14 protein-coding genes are annotated in these 17,352 nt (G+C 47.1%); 4 read left to right on the top strand and 10 right to left on the bottom strand.

Features of this window, described 5'->3' with window-relative positions; genetic code table 11:
• Positions 1-5 precede the first annotated feature (5 nt).
• The 8 genes from DXN05_RS08720 to DXN05_RS08685 form a co-directional block, all read right to left on the bottom strand.
• Positions 6-1,469 (bottom strand): glycosyltransferase family 2 protein, encoded by a 1,464-nt coding sequence (locus DXN05_RS08720; RefSeq protein ID WP_116846835.1) that lies wholly within the window; start codon positions 1,467-1,469, stop codon positions 6-8.
• Positions 1,469-2,629 carry a HEAT repeat domain-containing protein gene (locus DXN05_RS08715; RefSeq protein WP_116846834.1) on the bottom strand — a complete coding sequence of 387 codons (1,161 nt, stop codon included), beginning with the start codon at positions 2,627-2,629 and terminating at the stop codon, positions 1,469-1,471. Before DXN05_RS08715 ends, DXN05_RS08720 begins: the two co-directional genes overlap by 1 nt.
• A gap of 85 nt (positions 2,630-2,714) precedes the next feature.
• On the bottom strand, positions 2,715-3,098 hold the full coding sequence (locus tag DXN05_RS08710) for a response regulator transcription factor (protein WP_116846833.1): 384 nt from the start codon (positions 3,096-3,098) through the stop codon (positions 2,715-2,717).
• A gap of 159 nt (positions 3,099-3,257) precedes the next feature.
• On the bottom strand, positions 3,258-3,623 hold the full coding sequence (locus DXN05_RS08705) for a diacylglycerol kinase family protein (protein ID WP_116846832.1): 366 nt from the start codon (positions 3,621-3,623) through the stop codon (positions 3,258-3,260).
• Between the two features lie 81 nt (positions 3,624-3,704).
• The gene (locus DXN05_RS08700) at positions 3,705-5,387 is read right to left on the bottom strand and encodes a sodium/sugar symporter (RefSeq protein WP_116846831.1); all 1,683 of its coding nucleotides are present in this window, start codon (positions 5,385-5,387) and stop codon (positions 3,705-3,707) included.
• Positions 5,388-5,561: 174 nt separating this feature from the next.
• Positions 5,562-6,611 carry a UDP-glucose--hexose-1-phosphate uridylyltransferase gene (locus DXN05_RS08695; RefSeq protein WP_116846830.1) on the bottom strand — a complete coding sequence of 350 codons (1,050 nt, stop codon included), beginning with the start codon at positions 6,609-6,611 and terminating at the stop codon, positions 5,562-5,564.
• A gap of 18 nt (positions 6,612-6,629) precedes the next feature.
• Positions 6,630-7,799, bottom strand: coding sequence for a galactokinase (gene galK / locus DXN05_RS08690; protein WP_116846829.1), 1,170 nt, complete (start codon positions 7,797-7,799; stop codon positions 6,630-6,632).
• A 53-nt stretch (positions 7,800-7,852) separates the two neighbouring features.
• Positions 7,853-8,884: a LacI family DNA-binding transcriptional regulator gene (locus DXN05_RS08685; RefSeq protein ID WP_116846828.1), complete on the bottom strand. Its 1,032-nt coding sequence runs from the start codon at positions 8,882-8,884 to the stop codon at positions 7,853-7,855.
• A gap of 322 nt (positions 8,885-9,206) precedes the next feature.
• Here DXN05_RS08685 and glgP point away from each other — a divergent pair, with 322 nt between their 5' ends.
• Positions 9,207-10,865 carry an alpha-glucan family phosphorylase gene (gene glgP, locus DXN05_RS08680; protein ID WP_116846827.1) on the top strand — a complete coding sequence of 553 codons (1,659 nt, stop codon included), beginning with the start codon at positions 9,207-9,209 and terminating at the stop codon, positions 10,863-10,865.
• A 173-nt stretch (positions 10,866-11,038) separates the two neighbouring features.
• Positions 11,039-11,473: a hypothetical protein gene (locus DXN05_RS08675; RefSeq protein WP_116846826.1), complete on the top strand. Its 435-nt coding sequence runs from the start codon at positions 11,039-11,041 to the stop codon at positions 11,471-11,473.
• 53 nt (positions 11,474-11,526) lie between these two features.
• Here DXN05_RS08675 and DXN05_RS08670 read toward each other — a convergent pair whose 3' ends face one another.
• Positions 11,527-13,668: a S9 family peptidase gene (locus DXN05_RS08670; protein WP_245975164.1), complete on the bottom strand. Its 2,142-nt coding sequence runs from the start codon at positions 13,666-13,668 to the stop codon at positions 11,527-11,529.
• Positions 13,669-13,988: 320 nt separating this feature from the next.
• Between DXN05_RS08670 and DXN05_RS08665 the strand changes: the two genes are divergently transcribed.
• Complete coding sequence (locus DXN05_RS08665; protein ID WP_116846824.1) at positions 13,989-14,555, top strand: UbiX family flavin prenyltransferase; 567 nt, start codon at positions 13,989-13,991, stop codon at positions 14,553-14,555.
• On the opposite strand, the gene DXN05_RS08660 is transcribed toward DXN05_RS08665, so the two are convergent.
• Positions 14,556-16,781 carry an FUSC family protein gene (locus DXN05_RS08660; RefSeq protein ID WP_116846823.1) on the bottom strand — a complete coding sequence of 742 codons (2,226 nt, stop codon included), beginning with the start codon at positions 16,779-16,781 and terminating at the stop codon, positions 14,556-14,558. It lies immediately after the preceding gene.
• 208 nt (positions 16,782-16,989) lie between these two features.
• Here DXN05_RS08660 and DXN05_RS08655 point away from each other — a divergent pair, with 208 nt between their 5' ends.
• The gene (locus DXN05_RS08655) at positions 16,990-17,229 is read left to right on the top strand and encodes a hypothetical protein (RefSeq protein ID WP_116846822.1); all 240 of its coding nucleotides are present in this window, start codon (positions 16,990-16,992) and stop codon (positions 17,227-17,229) included.
• Positions 17,230-17,352: the final 123 nt, after the last annotated feature.

Here is a 17,352-nt window from a genome sequence, read left to right as displayed (position 1 = left end):
CTTCTTTACGGTTTCGCTGCCGCCACTGCTGCCCCTGCATTGTTGCCGCCAAAGCCTTTGCGTGTCATGCTGCCCCATCCATGTTTTTTGCCGGTGATGAAGTAGTAATATCCTCTCAGCGCAAAAATCATGATCATGGGATGGTAAATAAACATTTCAAAAAACGGCATGAGGCACAAACTGGCTACTTCGCGCCAGCTTTTGTAATAGCGGAAAGTGATCTGATCCCACAGTATGGCCAGTGTGGTAATCATTACCGAATAAGCATACACAAACACCAGCAGCAGTATGGCAAACTGCCAGTTGATCATGTTCATGCAGATAAGGGTAATGTAATACACCACACCAAAAAACTCTACGATGGGCGCCAGCAGTTCAAAGAAAAAATTATAGGGAAATACCACCATGCCCATACGGCCATAACGTGGATTAAATAACATTTTGATGTGCGCAAACATCAGCTGCGCCAGGCCCCTGCTCCAGCGTGTGCGCTGGCGCATGAAGATTTTTATGGTAGACGGGCCTTCTGTCCAGCATAAGGTAATGGGAATATAACGGATGGCGTATTTGATATCGTTGGTATAACAATAGCGGCACATGCGCGTCATCAGCTCCATGTCTTCACCAAACGACTGGTGATCGTACCCACCTGCTTTAATGGCTATCTCCTTGTCAAACAAACCCAGTCCGCCCGATACGTTAGGCACGCAGTTAATCCAGCTCCAGCCCATTTTACCCAGCACATAGGCACGCAGGTATTCCATTTCCTGGAAACGCGGCAACCATTGTTTGGGCGGACGAACACGTGTAATTACACCCTGGTCAATATCACACGAGTTGGCCATGCGCAGGGTGGCGCCTGTGGCAATTACGCGATGTTTCTCTTCATCCATTACCGGTTTAATGAGCTTTAACAGCGTAGTGCTTTCGAGAATGCAATCCACATCGGTACAAAGAAAATAGTCAAAAGCGCAGGCGTTGATACCGGCATTTACCGCGTCGGCCTTGCTTTTACCATTCACCTTGTCAATCACCAGCAGCTTGGCATAAGCTTCGTTGGTAGATTTATAGAACTTACGCACCGGTTGTGACACCAGTTTAATATTGTAGGCAAAGTCAACAGGCACCAGTTCAAATTCACGGATCATTTTTTCCAGCGTATCATCGGTACTGCCATCGTTGATAATCACAATTTCAAACAGCGGGTAATTCAATGTTAGCAGCGAACGCACATTGGCAATAATGGTTACGCCTTCGTTGAATGCGGGTGCTACTACCGAAATGCCCGGCACAATGGGCGAATCGAGCATACTGGTATAGTCGATGTTTTTATTGCGCCGTAAAAAATGAATGATGGCGGCAAGCGAAAGTGCAGCCAGAAAGGCATAGGTTATCAGCAAGGTGGTTCCATAGGTAAAAACCAGCTTCTCGTAAAAATCCTGCACCCTTTCCAGAAATGTTTCCTGCATCAGTATTTGATTAAAGGATTCATGCAATGTTTTAAAATCAGGGCATTCTCGGCTGTAGCGGTATCCAGCAATTCTTTCAGTAAAGAAGCGCTGTCTGCCTTATGGTTAATGATTGATTTGGCTGCGTTTTTACGCACATCAAAATCAGCAGAACGCAGAAACTCATGGCGCAGAAACTCGAGGTGATTGCCGGTGCCCATACGACCCAGCGCCTTCAGTATTTCGAGCTGGCAGGTAAGCGGCTGGTTGCTGTAAATGCTTACCAGCTTGTTTTCTGTGTCTTCTGCTTTTAATTTACCCAATGCGTTGATCGCATTTTCACGCAGGTAATGGTCTTTGCTGTCCAGCAGTTTTTCAATGGCCGGTATGGCTTGCTGCTGGTTGTAGTGTACAATAAGTTTTAAACAGAAAGCTACCACGCTTTTGTTGCTGGAATAAGTAACCCATCGCGCAAAGTTGGGGATGGAAATATCTTTGGTGGTGGTGATAATTTTAAACAATTCCAGCTGATCCCACATCAGCAATGGTTCGGTTACAATATCAAAAAACTTGAAGGGTTCGTTTTTACTGAGCTTGATGTATGCGTGTCTTGCTTCTGAACGCAGTTCGCGGTTTTTGCTGTTGGTAAGCGGCAGAATGTTTACGTCGGCGATAGACATATCCATTGCAGTAAGCTCTTTCAGGGCCTTTACTTTCTTGTCCCATTTCACCGATTTCAGTCGCTTGAAAGAGACCTTGTCCAGCTCCAGGTCGATGTATAATTTTTTGAGCAGCCCGCCTATTTCACCGCCGAAGTTTTTGCGGTAGTGTATAATGCGGTCAATGGTGGCCTGCTGCACCCACCTGCGGCGGTATAAAGACTTTTCAAAGATGCCCATGGGCAGTACAATCTGGTTAACCGGTTCGCCGGTTGCCAGCTGTTCATTGAGAATAATATTTTCGGTAATGTAGTTATCAAGGTCGGGATTAATACGGGCGAGTTTTTTCTCATGCCTGTTGCCGGCATAGCGCCTGTACAGTATCACTGCATAGGCACTGAATGTTGCCAGCACGGCGATGGTAGTTAACAGAATGGCAATCTGTATCACTATCGGGTAGCTGTCAAAATAATAAAAATACCTCCTGAAAAAGGGTGCAAAGAAATAATCTGCCAATACCATATCGCTAGTACATTTTAATCTTGCCGGGTTAAAACCTGATCACATTTATACAAAAAAGACAACAATAGGTTGTCAAGGTTAACCGCTATTTGTTCTGGTCAATCAGGCGTTTTACACGAATAACCAGTTCGCCCACCATTACCGGTTTACGCAGAAAATCATCTGCGCCCATTTTAAATCCTTCCATAATCGAATCCTCGTTTCCCAATGAAGAAAGAATAATAACGGGGGTGCGTTTCTCTGCGTTACCGTTTACCTTGCTGATAATTTCAAAGCCATTGGCATAAGGCATCATCAGGTCGGTAATAATCAGTGCATACTTATTATCCTGCACTTTCTGCAGCGCTTCCTTACCATCGCGGGCAATTTCAACGCCGTAGCCTTCCCGTTTCAGAATACGTTCCACAACTTTCAGCATAATATCATCATCCTCTACGATCAGAATATTTTTTGCAGGGACTTCATTCATATATGTTAGTTTATTGGGGGGTTCGCCCTTGAATGTTAAAGGGAAACCGGTCAAAATTAGCAGAATCAGCTAACCTGCAACATTGCTCAATGCTTATTTAATCGGTTATGAGCCAATTTTAACCGCACAGGCTATTTGAACCGGTATTTTAATGCTTATTTAACTTGGCCAGAATAAAGCAATTACATATTTGTAAAATATGATGCTTCCTGTAATAGCGGCAATAATCGCAGCAAACAGCACCGCACCGGCACTGATGTCTTTGATGGTTTTTATGGATGGATGTTGAATTGGAGTAACATGATTGCACAATTTTTCGATGGCGGTATTGACCATTTCCATAGAAATTACCAAACCCATGCAAAACAATACCAGGCACCACTCTGCTGCTGAAATATGAAACCAGCAACCTGCCGCTACAACCAGCAGGGCAATCACGGTTTGAATTTTCCCGTTTTTTTCAGTAGCCAGAAATACTTTAATGCCATCAAGGGCATGGCGTACGTTGGTAGCAAAACTGGGCATTACATGCTAATATTTTGCAAACATAAACAACAAAAGCCATTCCCGGGAAGGAACGGCTTTTTGTTTTGACAATTTTATATATTAATAAAATATAGTATACAATGCAGCGATGATACCGCAGATAATCAGCGCACCTACTGCAAAACCCGTATTGGGTTTAAACATGGAAGTATCTACCTCCAGGCCATTTGGCTGAATGGCCCTGGCATTATCCCTTTTACTGATAAAGTACATGCAGATAATACAGATCGCAAACACAAAACCCATACGGTCAAGGAATGGAATTTCGTACAGCATAGAACCGTCTTTCTGCTGCACCAGTGTTGAAAAGCCGGTGCTGTGCAGAAACGCCAGATCAGCGAATTTAGGCAGCACTTTAAACACCACCGACAGGATAAAGCCGCCCACTGTGGCAAACAGTGCCGCATTGGAAGTGGTCTTTTTCCAGAAAAAGCCCAGGATAAACATCGCGAAAATACCGGGCGATACAAAGCCGGTGTATTCCTGGATAAATTCAAAACCGCCTTTTTTGTCGATGCCGAGATAAGGGGCAATCAGTACGGCAACCAGCATGGCCACAACCACGGTAAGGCGGCCCACGCCTACCAGGTGGCGTTCACCTGCCTGCGGGTTCAGCTTTTTGCGGTAAATATCAAGCGTAAAAATGGTAGAAATACTGTTGGCCTTACCTGCCAGCGAAGCTACTACGGCAGCCGTAAGCGCGGCAAATGCCACACCTTTCAGGCCCGGGGGCAGCAGGTTAAGCAGCACAGGATAGGCACGGTCGGGATTCAGTTCGTTGTTCTGCAGCATTTCTGTCTGGAAAAAACCCTGCTTGTGCAGCACGTATGCAGCGATACCTGGCAATACCACAATCACCGGCATCAGCAGTTTCAGGAAGGCGGCGAAAAGAATACCACCGCGTGCTGTTTTCAAATCGGCACCCAGCGCGCGTTGCGTGATGTACTGGTTACAACCCCAGTAGTTCAGGTTCACGATCCACATACCGCCGATAAGCACGGTTAAACCGGGCAGGCTCGGGTAGTTGGGATTATCGCGTTGCAGGATCATATGAAAGTGGTCATTCACCTCCCTGTTCATTATTTTAAGACCGTTAAATACACCGGGCGTACCGAAGTGATCGGCCACCAGTGACAGCGCGAGGTACGTGGTAATTAAACCACCCATAATGAGGAAGAACACCTGTATTACGTCGGTATAACCAATCACCTTCATACCACCGAGCGTGATAAAAATGGCGAAGATGGCTAACCCGTACATACACAGGGTAAGATTGATACCGGAGATGCTGCTGATGGCCAGGGCACCCAGGTAAAGAATAGAAGTAAGGTTTACAATTACATACAGCAGCAGCCAGAACACCGCCATTACCATGGCCACCGTGTCGTTGTAACGCTGGCTCAGGAACTGCGGCATGGTGTATATCTTGTTTTTGAGATACACAGGGATGAAAAAAATTGCAACGATAATCAGCGTAATCGAAGCCATCCATTCGTAGGTAGAAATGGCCAGGCCGATTTTAAAACCATTGCCGCTCATACCGATAAACTGTTCGGCTGAAATATTGGAAGCGATGAGTGATGCACCAATCGCCCACCAGGTAAGGGAACCTTCTGCAAGGAAGTAGTCTTTGGTATTGGTTTGCGCAGTTTTTTTACGCCTGTACACCCAGAATCCGTAAAGGGCAACAATGAGAAAGTAGATCAGGAATACGATGTAATCCTTTGTATCCAATGTTTTCATGCAAGTTTTTTTCGTGTGGTTTTAAAGCGGAATATAAGGAAAGATATGCAATGAACGCGAGGCGTGCAGCCCTGTGTTGGCGGGCATTACACGCAAAACCTTCATTTCGGGGTAGCAATCATCAGAATAACAAGTACATTTTTCATATAGCATTTGGTTTAATTGGCCTGGTTCCTATACCGTTTTAAAATGCACTTCTGCCTGGTTACGCAGCTGTGCAGCAGCCCATTCGGGTGTTATATCGCGTTGCGGACTTGCCAGCATCTCGTACCCTACCATAAATTTCTTCACTGTTGCAGAACGCAGCAACGGCGGGTAAAAATGCATGTGCCAGTGCCAGCCCGGGTGCGGACCGTCGTTCACAGGCGCCTGGTGTATACCTGCCGAATAGGGGAACGATGTTTTAAACAGGTTATCGTAGCGCGTGGTAAGTCGTTTCAGAATATCGGCCAGCGCCTTCTGTTCTTCTTCATTAAACGCATTCATGTGCTGCACATGACGTTTGCTTACAATCATGGTTTCAAAAGGCCATACCGCCCAGAAAGGCACCAGCGCAACAAAGTGCTTGTTGCTGCATACAATGCGCTCTGCTTTTGCCAGTTCCAGCTGCACATAATCAGCCAGCAGGCTGCGGCCGTGAGAGCCGAAATATTTTTCCTGTTGCAGGGTTTCCTTTGCAGGCTCTGCAGGAATATCGTTCAGGCTCCATATCTGTCCATGCGGATGCGGATTACTGCACCCCATAATTTCGCCCTTGTTCTCAAAGATCTGGATGTAGCGGATGTCTTTTTTTGCAGCCAGCGTATTGAATTCGCTGATCCACAATGCAACTACCTTTTCAATTTCTTCCAGGCTCAGTTCAGGCAAGGTAAGATCATGACGCGGGGAAAAACAGAGCACGCGGCAAATACCCCCCTGGCTTTCGGCCACCAGCAGGTTATTTTCGTTGTACGAGCCTGGCGGCGTATCATTCAGCAGGGCTGAATAATCGTTGGTAAAAGCATACGGCCCGGTGTACTGCGGGTTGGTTGAACCATCTGCGCGGGTGTTGCCCGGGCATAAATAACAACTGGCATCATAAGAAGGGCGTTCCAGCAATGCGGGCGCCTCGGTTTTACCCTGCCAGGGGCGTTTGGTTCGGTGCGGTGAAACCAGTACCCACTCTGCGGTTAAAGGGTTGTAGCGTTTGTGCGGGTGATCGTTTAAATTAAATGCGGTTCTCATAATTCATGGGCGCTGCCGTTATAAAACAGAAGAGCCATTTTCTATTTGGGTTATGTAAACTTTCAGATCCATGTTCAGCGCCTGTTTGTAGGCCTTGCTGATACGGGCTGTTACTTCATCAATTTTATCTTCCTGCATTAAGGTAATTACACAACCGCCAAAACCGCCACCCATCATTCTCGCGCCCAGTATTGCGGGCTCCTTTCGCGCCTGCTCTACCAAAAAGTCGAGCTCTTCACAGCTTACTTCATATTCCCTGCTCAAACCATCGTGCGTCTGGTACATCAGTTTGCCTACCTGTGCCAGGTCATCGTTCTGCAAGGCAGCAGAAGCAGCTTCCACGCGCAGTTTTTCTTCCACCACGTATTTGCAGCGATCGTATACTTTATCGGTACGGCCGCTCAGCAGTTCGTTGATCATGCTCATGTCTGCATCGCGCAGACTTTTTACTGCAGGGTATTTGGCACGTATGATTTCCACGCCTGTTTCGCATTCTTTTCTGCGGGTATTGTATTCAGATGAAGCGAGCGAATGTTTCACCTGTGTATCGAGCAACACTATTTTAAGGCCCGGTGCGTGAAAAGGGAAATAGGTAAACTCAAGGGAGCGGCAATCCAGCTGCATCACCTGTCCTTTTTTACCAAACATGCTGGCAAACTGGTCCATAATGCCGCACTGCATGCCTACAAAATTGTTTTCAGCAGCCTGCGCCAGTTTCACCATCGGGAAGGGCTGCATCTGCAGGTTCCACAACTGGTTTAAACCAAAAATCACCGCGCATTCCAGCGCAGCAGAGCTCGACAAACCTGCACCAATGGGTATGTCTGAAGTAAAGGCGAGATTAAAGCCCTTTGCAGTATATCCTTTTTTCTGCACCTCGCTTACCACACCTAAAATGTAAGCCGGCCATTCTGCACCTTCTGCCTTGTGCAAATCGGCGATGGAAGTGGAATAGGTATCGTTGAGGTCAATCGCATGCAGTTCAATATTGTTGTCGTTGCGGGGTGTAATCACCATGTATGCCGCTTTATCAATCGCAGCAGGCATTACAAAACCATCATTATAATCCGTGTGCTCACCGATCAGGTTAATACGGCCCGGTGAACGCACAATTAATGAACCCTCTTTCACAAAAGCATGTAACGGGGCAGGTATCGCAGCCTTTGCTGCTGTTGCTGATATACTCATATAGGTTGAATACGTAATTGATTTTATATTGTTAGTGCAAACGTTTACATTATTTACTCAACCGGGTAATCTTTTTGCGATGATGCACGGAAAACCGGCACCGGCTCAAGAATCACTTTTGACTTCACCGTTTTTGATTCCGGTTTAGACATCAGCTCGTACAATAATTTAAACGCTTCTTCCCCCATCTGCACCGTTTGCTGGTCAATCGATGACAGGCTGGGCGTAATATGCTCTCCAAAACCTTCGTTTGCAAACCCGATAACACCTATTTCGCCGGGCACTTTTACTTTCCGACGTTTCAGCTCTTTGATAACACCCAGTGCAGTGAAATCCTCTACCGCAAATACCGCGTCGGGCGGCTGTGGCAACTGCAGAAAATGGGTAATGGCCTCCCTGCCCGATTCAATGGAAACATTACCCTGGAACAGCAGCGATTCATCTGCCGGCAAGCCGTAATGCTTCAGCGCAGCCAGGTAACCATTAAGCCTGTCCCTGAAAATGGTGAGGTGCTGCTGGCCCATGATATGCGCTATACGCGTATATCCTTGTTTAATGAGGTGTTCAGTAGCCAGGTAACCGCCCTTGTAGTCATCTATCATGACTGAGGGAACGGTCATATTGTCGAGCGCGCGGTCAAAAAATACCAGGGGTATGTTACGCCGTGCAATGGCTTCGTAATGCGATAAATCGGTGGTGCTTTTGGCAATGGAGGCTAAAATGCCATCCACCCGTGCACCAATGAATGCTTCAATGCCTTTCTGTTCAAATTCAACAGCTTCATTGCTTTGGTAAATCAGTACGCTGTAATTGTGCTGGTTAGCCAGGCTTTCAATGCCATGCACAACCGATCCGAAGAAATTGATATTGGCACTGGGTATAATGATGCCTACCACAAAGGTTTTTCCCAAACGCAGGGAAGAAGCTATTTTGTTACGGCTATAGTGTAGTTTTTCGGCAGTTTGCTGTACCAGCCGTTTGGTTTCACCACTGATGGCAGGGTGATTATTGAGCGCCCGCGATACGGTGGCCGGGGTAATTTTGAGCGCCCGGGCAATATCAGATATGGTTGTTTTGGCGTGCAATCTATGCAAACGTTTACACAAATGTAATCGCCCTGCCCGAATACACAAATTTTTCTTATGAAAAGCAAATAGCGCCGTCAATTGCAGCCATCTCCCCTGCCTGCCAGGTTGTTTTTGAACAAACCTTCAGCTAAATCCTTTTTTTGGTATGACTTTGGCGTGAAGCCGGGATGCTGCTGAAATAAATGGATACCGTTACCGGTTTCATTTTATCTTGGGCTATTGTGCAGGGAGATTACCGGGCGGGAGAATTAATGTGTAAAAAGTACATTACCGTATTAACTGCTATATTGCAACAGTTACCAGAAATTGAATAAGCTATATGACGAACTTCAGAAACTACCAGGTACCCTATCAGGCCGACGAACGATACAGCAAGAAAGTGGCGTACTTCTCCATGGAATTTGCCATTCACCAGCCACTGAAGATTTACAGCGGCGGACTTGGATTTTTAGCCGGCTCGCACCTACGCAGTGCCTACGAACTGAAACAGAACCTGATTGGCATAGGTATTTTATGGAAGAACGGCTATTACGACCAGGCACGCAACCAGGATCAGACCCTGCAGGTAACCTGGATGGAAAAAACACCCGGCTTCCTGGAAGACACCGGCATTAAATTCCAGATACTGATTCATGATGCACCGGTTTGGGTGAAGGCCTATTACCTGAACCCCGAAACGTTTAACAGTGCTCCCCTGTTTTTACTGAGCACCGATTTGCCGGAGAATGACTACGTATCACAAACCATTACCCATCGCCTGTACGATGCGAATGTTGCCACCAAAGTGGCCCAGTTTATCTTGCTCGGCGTTGGCGGCGCCAGGCTGGTAGACGAGCTGAATTATTCGCCGGACGTGTATCACCTGAACGAAGCACACGGCGTATCTGCCGCCTTTTACCTGCTCAACAAATTCCGCAATATTGATATGGTGCGCAAAAGCATGGTGTTTACCACGCACACACCGGAAGAAGCAGGCAACGAACGCCACGATATTTACCTGTTGCATAAAATGACCTATTTCTGCGGGCTGAACATTGACGAAGTGCGCCGCGTTACCGGCATGCCCGATGATATGTTTAACCACTCGCTGGCAGCCCTGCGTTTTGCGCGCATTGCCAACGGTGTATCGCAGCTGCACGGCCATGTATCGCGCGAAATGTGGCACAAGTATGATAACATCTGCCCTATTCTATCCATCACCAATGCGCAGAACTGGCGCTATTGGAGCGATAAACAGTTGTACCGCGCCATGGAGGAAAACAATGACTGGGCATTCGACGACCGCAAACGCCATCTTAAAAAAAGAGCTTTTGAAATAGTGGCCGATCAAACAGGCAAACTCTTCGATCCCAATGTACTCACCATTGTATGGGCACGCCGTTTTGCAGGGTACAAACGTGCCGATTTTTTAACGCAGGACAAGGAGCGTTTTGAAAAGCTGCTGTCCAACACCAAACACCCGGTGCAGATTATCTGGGCAGGCAAGCCCTACCCTTCGGATTACCCGGCTATTTCCACTTTCAATAACCTGGTGCACCTCAGCAAAAATTATAAGAATGTTGCCGTACTTATCGGGTATGAGTTAACATTGAGCAAACGCCTGAAACAGGCAACAGATATATGGCTCAACAACCCGCGCGTACCCCGCGAAGCATCCGGCACCAGCGGTATGACGGCCGCCATGAACGGTGCCGTAAACCTGAGCACCGACGATGGCTGGATACCCGAATTTATGGATCATGGTCACAATGGCTTTGTTGTGCCAAAGGCTGATTATGCCCATATGACCGTGCATGAGCAGGATGATTACGATCTGAACCAGTTGTACGACATTCTCGAAAAACAGGTATTGCCCTTATACTACGACAACCCGGATACCTGGAAACAAATTATCAAAAACGGTATGCGCGATGTTCGCTTCCAGTTCGACAGCAACCGCATGGCGCAGGAATATTACGATTTGCTGTATAAGGTTTAAAGCCCATTCCCGGCAAACTAAAAAGCAGCCCTTGCAACAGGGCTGCTTTTTCCATATACGCCAAATGAGTTTTTTTTATTATATTCACTTAGATTTTCTACGCCCATCTGTCAATCCCCATATCCACTGTGAAACCACCGGTTGCATTTCTTTATTGTTAAACAGTTGCGATCATGTATTTCAAGCCTTCGCAGGAAAAGAGTGACGGTAACATTGCCTTGTTGCGTGAGCTATTCAATAAAACAGTGGATACCCCGCAACAATATGAAATTCTGTATGCACCGCATGCATATACCCGTTATTTATGGGTGTTCAAAAAGCGGGTACACGAGAATTACCTGCTCGGCTACAATCTTCACAACCACAGCTTCGCCCTGTTCTCTTTCGCATATGAACAAGGCATGTTTTTATCAGGACCGGTAGAATATTTCACCCGCAACGACATTCAATCTTTCAGCTGCGATTTCTTTGGTACCCATATCCTGAAATTACGAAGCAATAAAACATTCCGTTTCTCTATAGTACCTTATACTACTACCGAATATGTGGTTGCCCTTCGCCAGGAAGAAGAGGCCAGTGCATTGCTTACTGCACTTAAAGCCATATAAAAAGCCGGTGCAGGGCACCGGCTTTTTAATGGTTAACTCACGCTCACCACCCGTTATTCCAGCGCATCTTTCACTACTGGTTTCTCCAATAATTTCTCGTAATAGAAACGTGTTTTCTCGTTGTTGAAATGTGCCCACTTGTTGCGGTCATTGGCCCAGCCATGACGGCCGCCGGGGTATATCATAAACTGGAATACTTTCTTCTGATCTTCTAAAGCGCCGATCAGCTGAATGCTGTTCTGCATATGCACATTGTCGTCCATGTTGCCATGTACAATGTACAGGTTGCCTTTGTAATTGCTCACATATGGTGCAATGGCACTTTTCTTATATCCTTCGGGATTTTCAGAAGGAAGATCCATGTAGCGCTCTGTATAATGCGAATCATACAGCATCCAGTCGGTTACGCTGCCGCCTGCAATACCATGTGTGAAGAAATCAGCACCTTTGGTCAACGCCATACAAGTAGTATAACCGCCATAACTGAAACCGGTGATACAAACTTTGTTCTTGTCAACCGACCTGTTGGCAATAAGCCATTTTACAATTTCTTCGTAGTCTTTAATTTCCCAGTCGCCCAGGTCGCGGTGCAGGTAGTTTTGACCGGCTTTACCGAAATGGCCCGAGCCACGGTGATCCATTGCCACCTGTATCAAACCTTCTTTCGCCCACCATTGTGTGCTGCCAAAGCCGCGCCAGTTCCAGCTATCGTAAACGGTACCTGCATTAGGACCGCCATAAATGCTGATGAGCACAGGATATTTTTTAGCAGGATCATAATTCAGCGGCATGGTAATGGTCAGCGGCAAATCAAACCCATCGGGTGTTTTCACCCTGATCAGTTCTGTTTTGGCCACCTGGTAATTACCCAGCTCATCGCCTTTGCTGTCTGCTATTTCACGTACTATTTTGCCTTTGTTATCTACCAGCGTCAGTTTGGTAGGTGTGCTTACATTTGAATAAGTAGTAACAAAATAGCTGCCTTTGGGCGAAAGGCTGATGGCATTATTGTATTCACCGAAAGTGAGCCTTTTCAGGTTTTTGCCATCCAGCTGAACGCTGTACAGGTCAAAACGCGCAGAGTTTTCTTTGCGGGCAGTGAAATATGCTATGTTTTTCTGATCATCAATCAGCAGCACATCTTTCACCGTCCATTCGCCGGTGGTTACCTGGTTAATGAGTTTTCCGCTCATATCGTAGCGGTAAATGTGCATCCAGCCGCTTTTATCGCTTTGTACCACGTACCCTTTGTTTCCGGGTAAAAAGTGAATATCATCCAGCCAGTCGATCCATGTTTTCTGCTGTTCATCGTACACAGGCTTTTTGCTGCCGGTAGCAGGGTCAATGCCGTATACCACCAGGTGATCCTGGCCGCGGTTCATCCATTGCAGCCACAGGGATTTGCCATCCGGTGTCCAGAAAGGCGTACCGAAATACTGGTCATCGCGTTCGTTAAAATCGGCCCAAACCGTATTGGCATTGTCAATGTTCACCACACCTACCTTTACTTCGGGGTTGGGATCACCTGCCTTGGGGTAACGCGTGTTTTCTACATAACCATGCTGGCCGGTTGCACCGTAAATAGGGAACAGCGGCACGCGCGTATCATTGAAATGCATGTAGGCAATCTGCTTGCTGTCCGGGTTCCACCAGAAAGCGCGGTATTTGCTGGGACGGCCCAGAATTTCTTCATAGTATACCCAGGATGCCCAGCCATTGTAAATAAGGTCTGTACCATCGGTGGTTAATTGTTTCTCTGCACCGCTGGCAATGGTTACCACATACAGGTTGTTGCTGCGGGTAAAAGCCACTTTCTGTCCGTCGGGTGACAGCGTAGGATTTTTTTCTTCGATGGTATCGTGTGTCAGTTGTTTCTCGGTACCGGTGGCACTTTTAAAAAACACATCGTTGTTACGTACAAAAACCTCGTCTTTTTTATCCGCACCGGGGTAAGGCTGTTCTTTGCCGGTAGCAACGTCTACAATGCTGGTGGTGCCTGCGCCCTGGCCCTGTGTTAACAGGTAATGGGTATCATCCTGCCAGCCGGTAATACGGGGTATTTCCTTCATCAATCCTTTGCGATCGTTTTTCAGCATCTGAGCTGTGGAAAGCGCCTGCTGCTGGGCCAGCAAACCTGCACAAGGCAGGGCAATGGCCATACTTAATACAGCAAGTGGTACGTAGATTCTCCTCATCCTTGTAAAAAATTTGGTGCGGAAATTAGGGCAATTTTGGCTGATAAGCCGAAAAAAAACGGCAGGAAGGGCGGATAAGGAGGGTGAGCGGGGAAAGCCATCGAGAATCGGGACATCGACGGTCGAGACTATCTTAGCGGGTACTATGCTTCTCGCCGCAGGCGATTTGCACTAAACAAGCTCGCAGCTCGCAGCTTGAAGCTTGCAGCTGTTTTCCAGTTGTGACTGTCGCCGAAGGCGATGCGGCAAAACAAGCTAACTGCTACCTGCTAAAAGCTATCCGCTGAAACCTGCGCCGCAGGTTTCCCTACCTTTGCGGGATGAAGAACAAAATCGTGGTGGCGATTACAGGTGCCAGCGGATCCATTTATGCACAGTTGCTGCTGAACACATTGCTGAAACTGAAAGAGCAATGGGAAAGCGTGGGCGTGGTAATGAGCAACAATGCACGTACCGTGTGGCGCACAGAACTGGGTAATGAAGATTATACCGGCTACCCGTTTACCTTTTATGACAAGCACGATTTCTCTGCTCCTTTTGCTTCCGGCTCCGCGCAGTACAATGTGATGATTGTTGTACCCTGCAGCATGGGAACGCTGGGACGCATTGCCGGCGGCATCAGCGATGACCTGCTTACGCGCGCAGCCGATGTAATATTGAAAGAAAGAAGAAAACTGATCCTCGCGGTACGTGAAACACCGTACAACCTTATCCATATCCGCAATATGGAAACCGTTACCCTGGCAGGCGGCATCATTTGCCCAGCCTCCCCTTCGTTTTACAGTCGCCCCCAAACCATGGAGGAAATGGCCGCCACCGTGGTTAACCGGCTGCTTGACCTGGCCGGTTTGCAAACCAACAGTTATCAATGGGGGCGGGAAAAATAGCTACTCGAGTATTTTCTGCAACACACGTATTTCATCTACCGTAATGGTGCTGATGAGCGCAAACTGGTCGGTGATGGTTTTGAGATCTGAGAGCGTTTTACGTACCGACTGCCCTGCTTCTACCGTACCGCTTTCCAGCTCTTTGCGGCGTTGTATCATCAACTCCTGCACCTTGCCGCTGATGGGGTGTTTGCTTTGCAGGCTTACGGCCTGCACATCTACCTTACGTTCCAGCAATTCCGTTGCCTGCCTGAACTGCAGATCTACCTGCTGCACCAGTGGTTGAAAATCTGCCGATGCGTATTGTGCAGCACTGCGCTGTGCATAGTATGAGAGGCTGGCAATATAGGAAGTGAGCATATGGTTAAGCGCCACAAACTGGTGAAAATGCTCCAGCCGCGGGCGTTTGTCTTTCGGCTCAGACAGCATGCGCTGGAAATTATCCGACAGGTTGGCCAGCGCCACAAAGGCCTCCTTGCGTGCAAGCCGTTGCTCCGTCATATTCAGCGGGCTGCCGGTAAACACTGCAGCTACCGTATCGAAATAATAGCGGTTGGCCCGCAATGCTTGCTGCATGTACGACATGATTTGCTCATGCTCCCAGCTGGGCAATACAAACGACGAAATGGCGAAGGCAATCACTGAACCAATCAGGGTATCGAGCACACGTTCGGTTAATACGTGTGTATAACCGGCCGGACTTAAAAAGAAAAAGCTCAGCAACACATACACCGTAATGGCTGCAGCGCTTACCAGGTATTGCAGTTTTAAAAAGCTGTACGATACAATCATCGCCACCAGCATCATGATAAACAGGAAAGTATGATTGTCTGTAAAATACAGCGTTACAAAACCAATGCACCCGCCTATCAACGTGCCTGCCAAACGATGGATATTGCGGCTCCGGGTAATGCTATAGGCCGGTTTAATAATGGTGACAATCGTGAGCAGTATCCAGTAACCATGCCCCAGCGGAAACAGCAGTGAAACCACGTACCCGATCAGCAGCGCCACTACCAGCCGTATTGCATGCCTGAACGTGCCCGATTTCAGCGACAGGTTATCGGCCAGCAAATGCGGGTCTATTTCCTGGTGGCTTACAAATTCATCCAGCGCCACTTCTTCCCCTACTTTCTTCAATAGGGTTGCATCATTGTAGGTACTCAGGCTTTGCAGGCGGGTAATGCGTTCCGTTAAGTCCTGCAGGCTGTACAAAATATGACGCAGTTTAATAAAACCTTCAATGGTATCGGGGTTCAGGTAACGCTTGCGCAGTTCCTGGAATGTTTCCGTTGTTTTTTGCAGGGCTGCATTGGCATCTACACCGGTGTGTACACGCAAACCGCTTTGCACGGCCAGGCCGGTTTCGAGCAGTTCGTTACCCAGCAGTAAAATCATATTGCCGTATTGATCAAGGATGCCGGTATCATCAAATTCCTTGTGCAGGGTCACATAATCCTGTTGCGAGGTCATGATGCGTTCAAACAGGTCAATACTGTCTAAAAACATCATCATCAGTATGCGGCTTTTCCTGGTTGATTCTTTTACCACGCTGCGTGTTTTCAGCAGCATCTCCCTTAAATCTGCATGGTGCTGCTGAATCAGTACCTGGTAATGAATCAGCTCACTGGTGTCTTTGGTGTAATCGGGTGTGTGTTCGTAAAAAGCAGCTTTTGTTTGCAGGTAACGGGCTGTATCAATCAAACACTCCCCCAGCAGTTGCTGAATCAGTTTATACGGGCGAAGCGTATACGATACCAGGCTTAGAAACGCATACCAGATACCACCTATAGAAAAATAAGCAGCCTGCAGTAAAATGGCATTGCCGCTGCTGCGGTTATCGATGGTGAATATAAATACCAGCAAGGCAATTAGCCCAATGGAGTTAACGCGTGTGCCGTACACGCCGATCAGTGTGAAGAACAAACCAAAAACAACGATCTCGATAGATACCAGCCAGGGCAGGTGATGACTGTACCCTGTTATCAGCGCAACAATAAAGTTGATGATCACACTTGCAATTAAACCGTTGCGGCGGTGATGCGGCGGGCCGGGATTATCAGTCAGGCTCACACACAATGCACCCAGCGGAACAGACATCATGGTGGCCAGCAGGCCGAAATGATGCAGCAGTACTGCCGGGATAATTACGCCGGCCGTAATACGGATACCCGTATAGAGGTACTGGCTGTTGATGAACTTGCGGAATTCCCGGGTATAATCCATACTTTTTGCTTCAACTTAAAAACAGCCCAGTAAATTGTAATGCTTGCTGTGACTGCATTTGATTTTAAAATTACAGTATCTCCTTAAAAAGCATTGAAATAAAATAAAAGCATTTAATCATATATAAATATTGTTTTAATTGTTTTTATATCGATGCAACCAGGGCGGGGTCGTAATCTTGTACTGTCAATCACAACAAACAAAAAACATGAACAACAAACTTATCCTGGTTCACCGCAACCAACAGATTACACCGGAGTTCATCACTGCCGAAACTGAGCTAATGCAGAAAATGCTGCTGCGCATTCATTCACTGCACACGTTCCTGGTGTCGTACGATTTGTTCAATGTTAAGAAACGTAAAACGGTTACAAAGGTTAAAGACATTACCAATTTATATTACTCGGTTGAGCCGCCGGCCTTCCAGTTTGTGATCAGCAAGAATTAATTAGTATACATACCCCAAGGTTCCTATTCAATGTCCGCCAAAACCCTAAACCTTCTTTTACAAGCCTACTGTATTTTTTATAAAGAGGGTGATTCCCCGGTATAGCATGTTTTGGTTTTCATA

Source organism: Deminuibacter soli, from assembly GCF_003412455.1.
In the GTDB taxonomy this organism is placed as follows: domain Bacteria; phylum Bacteroidota; class Bacteroidia; order Chitinophagales; family Chitinophagaceae; genus Deminuibacter; species Deminuibacter soli.
The sequence above is the reverse complement of the archived record's forward strand: the minus strand, read 5'-3'. Positions and strand labels throughout refer to the sequence as shown.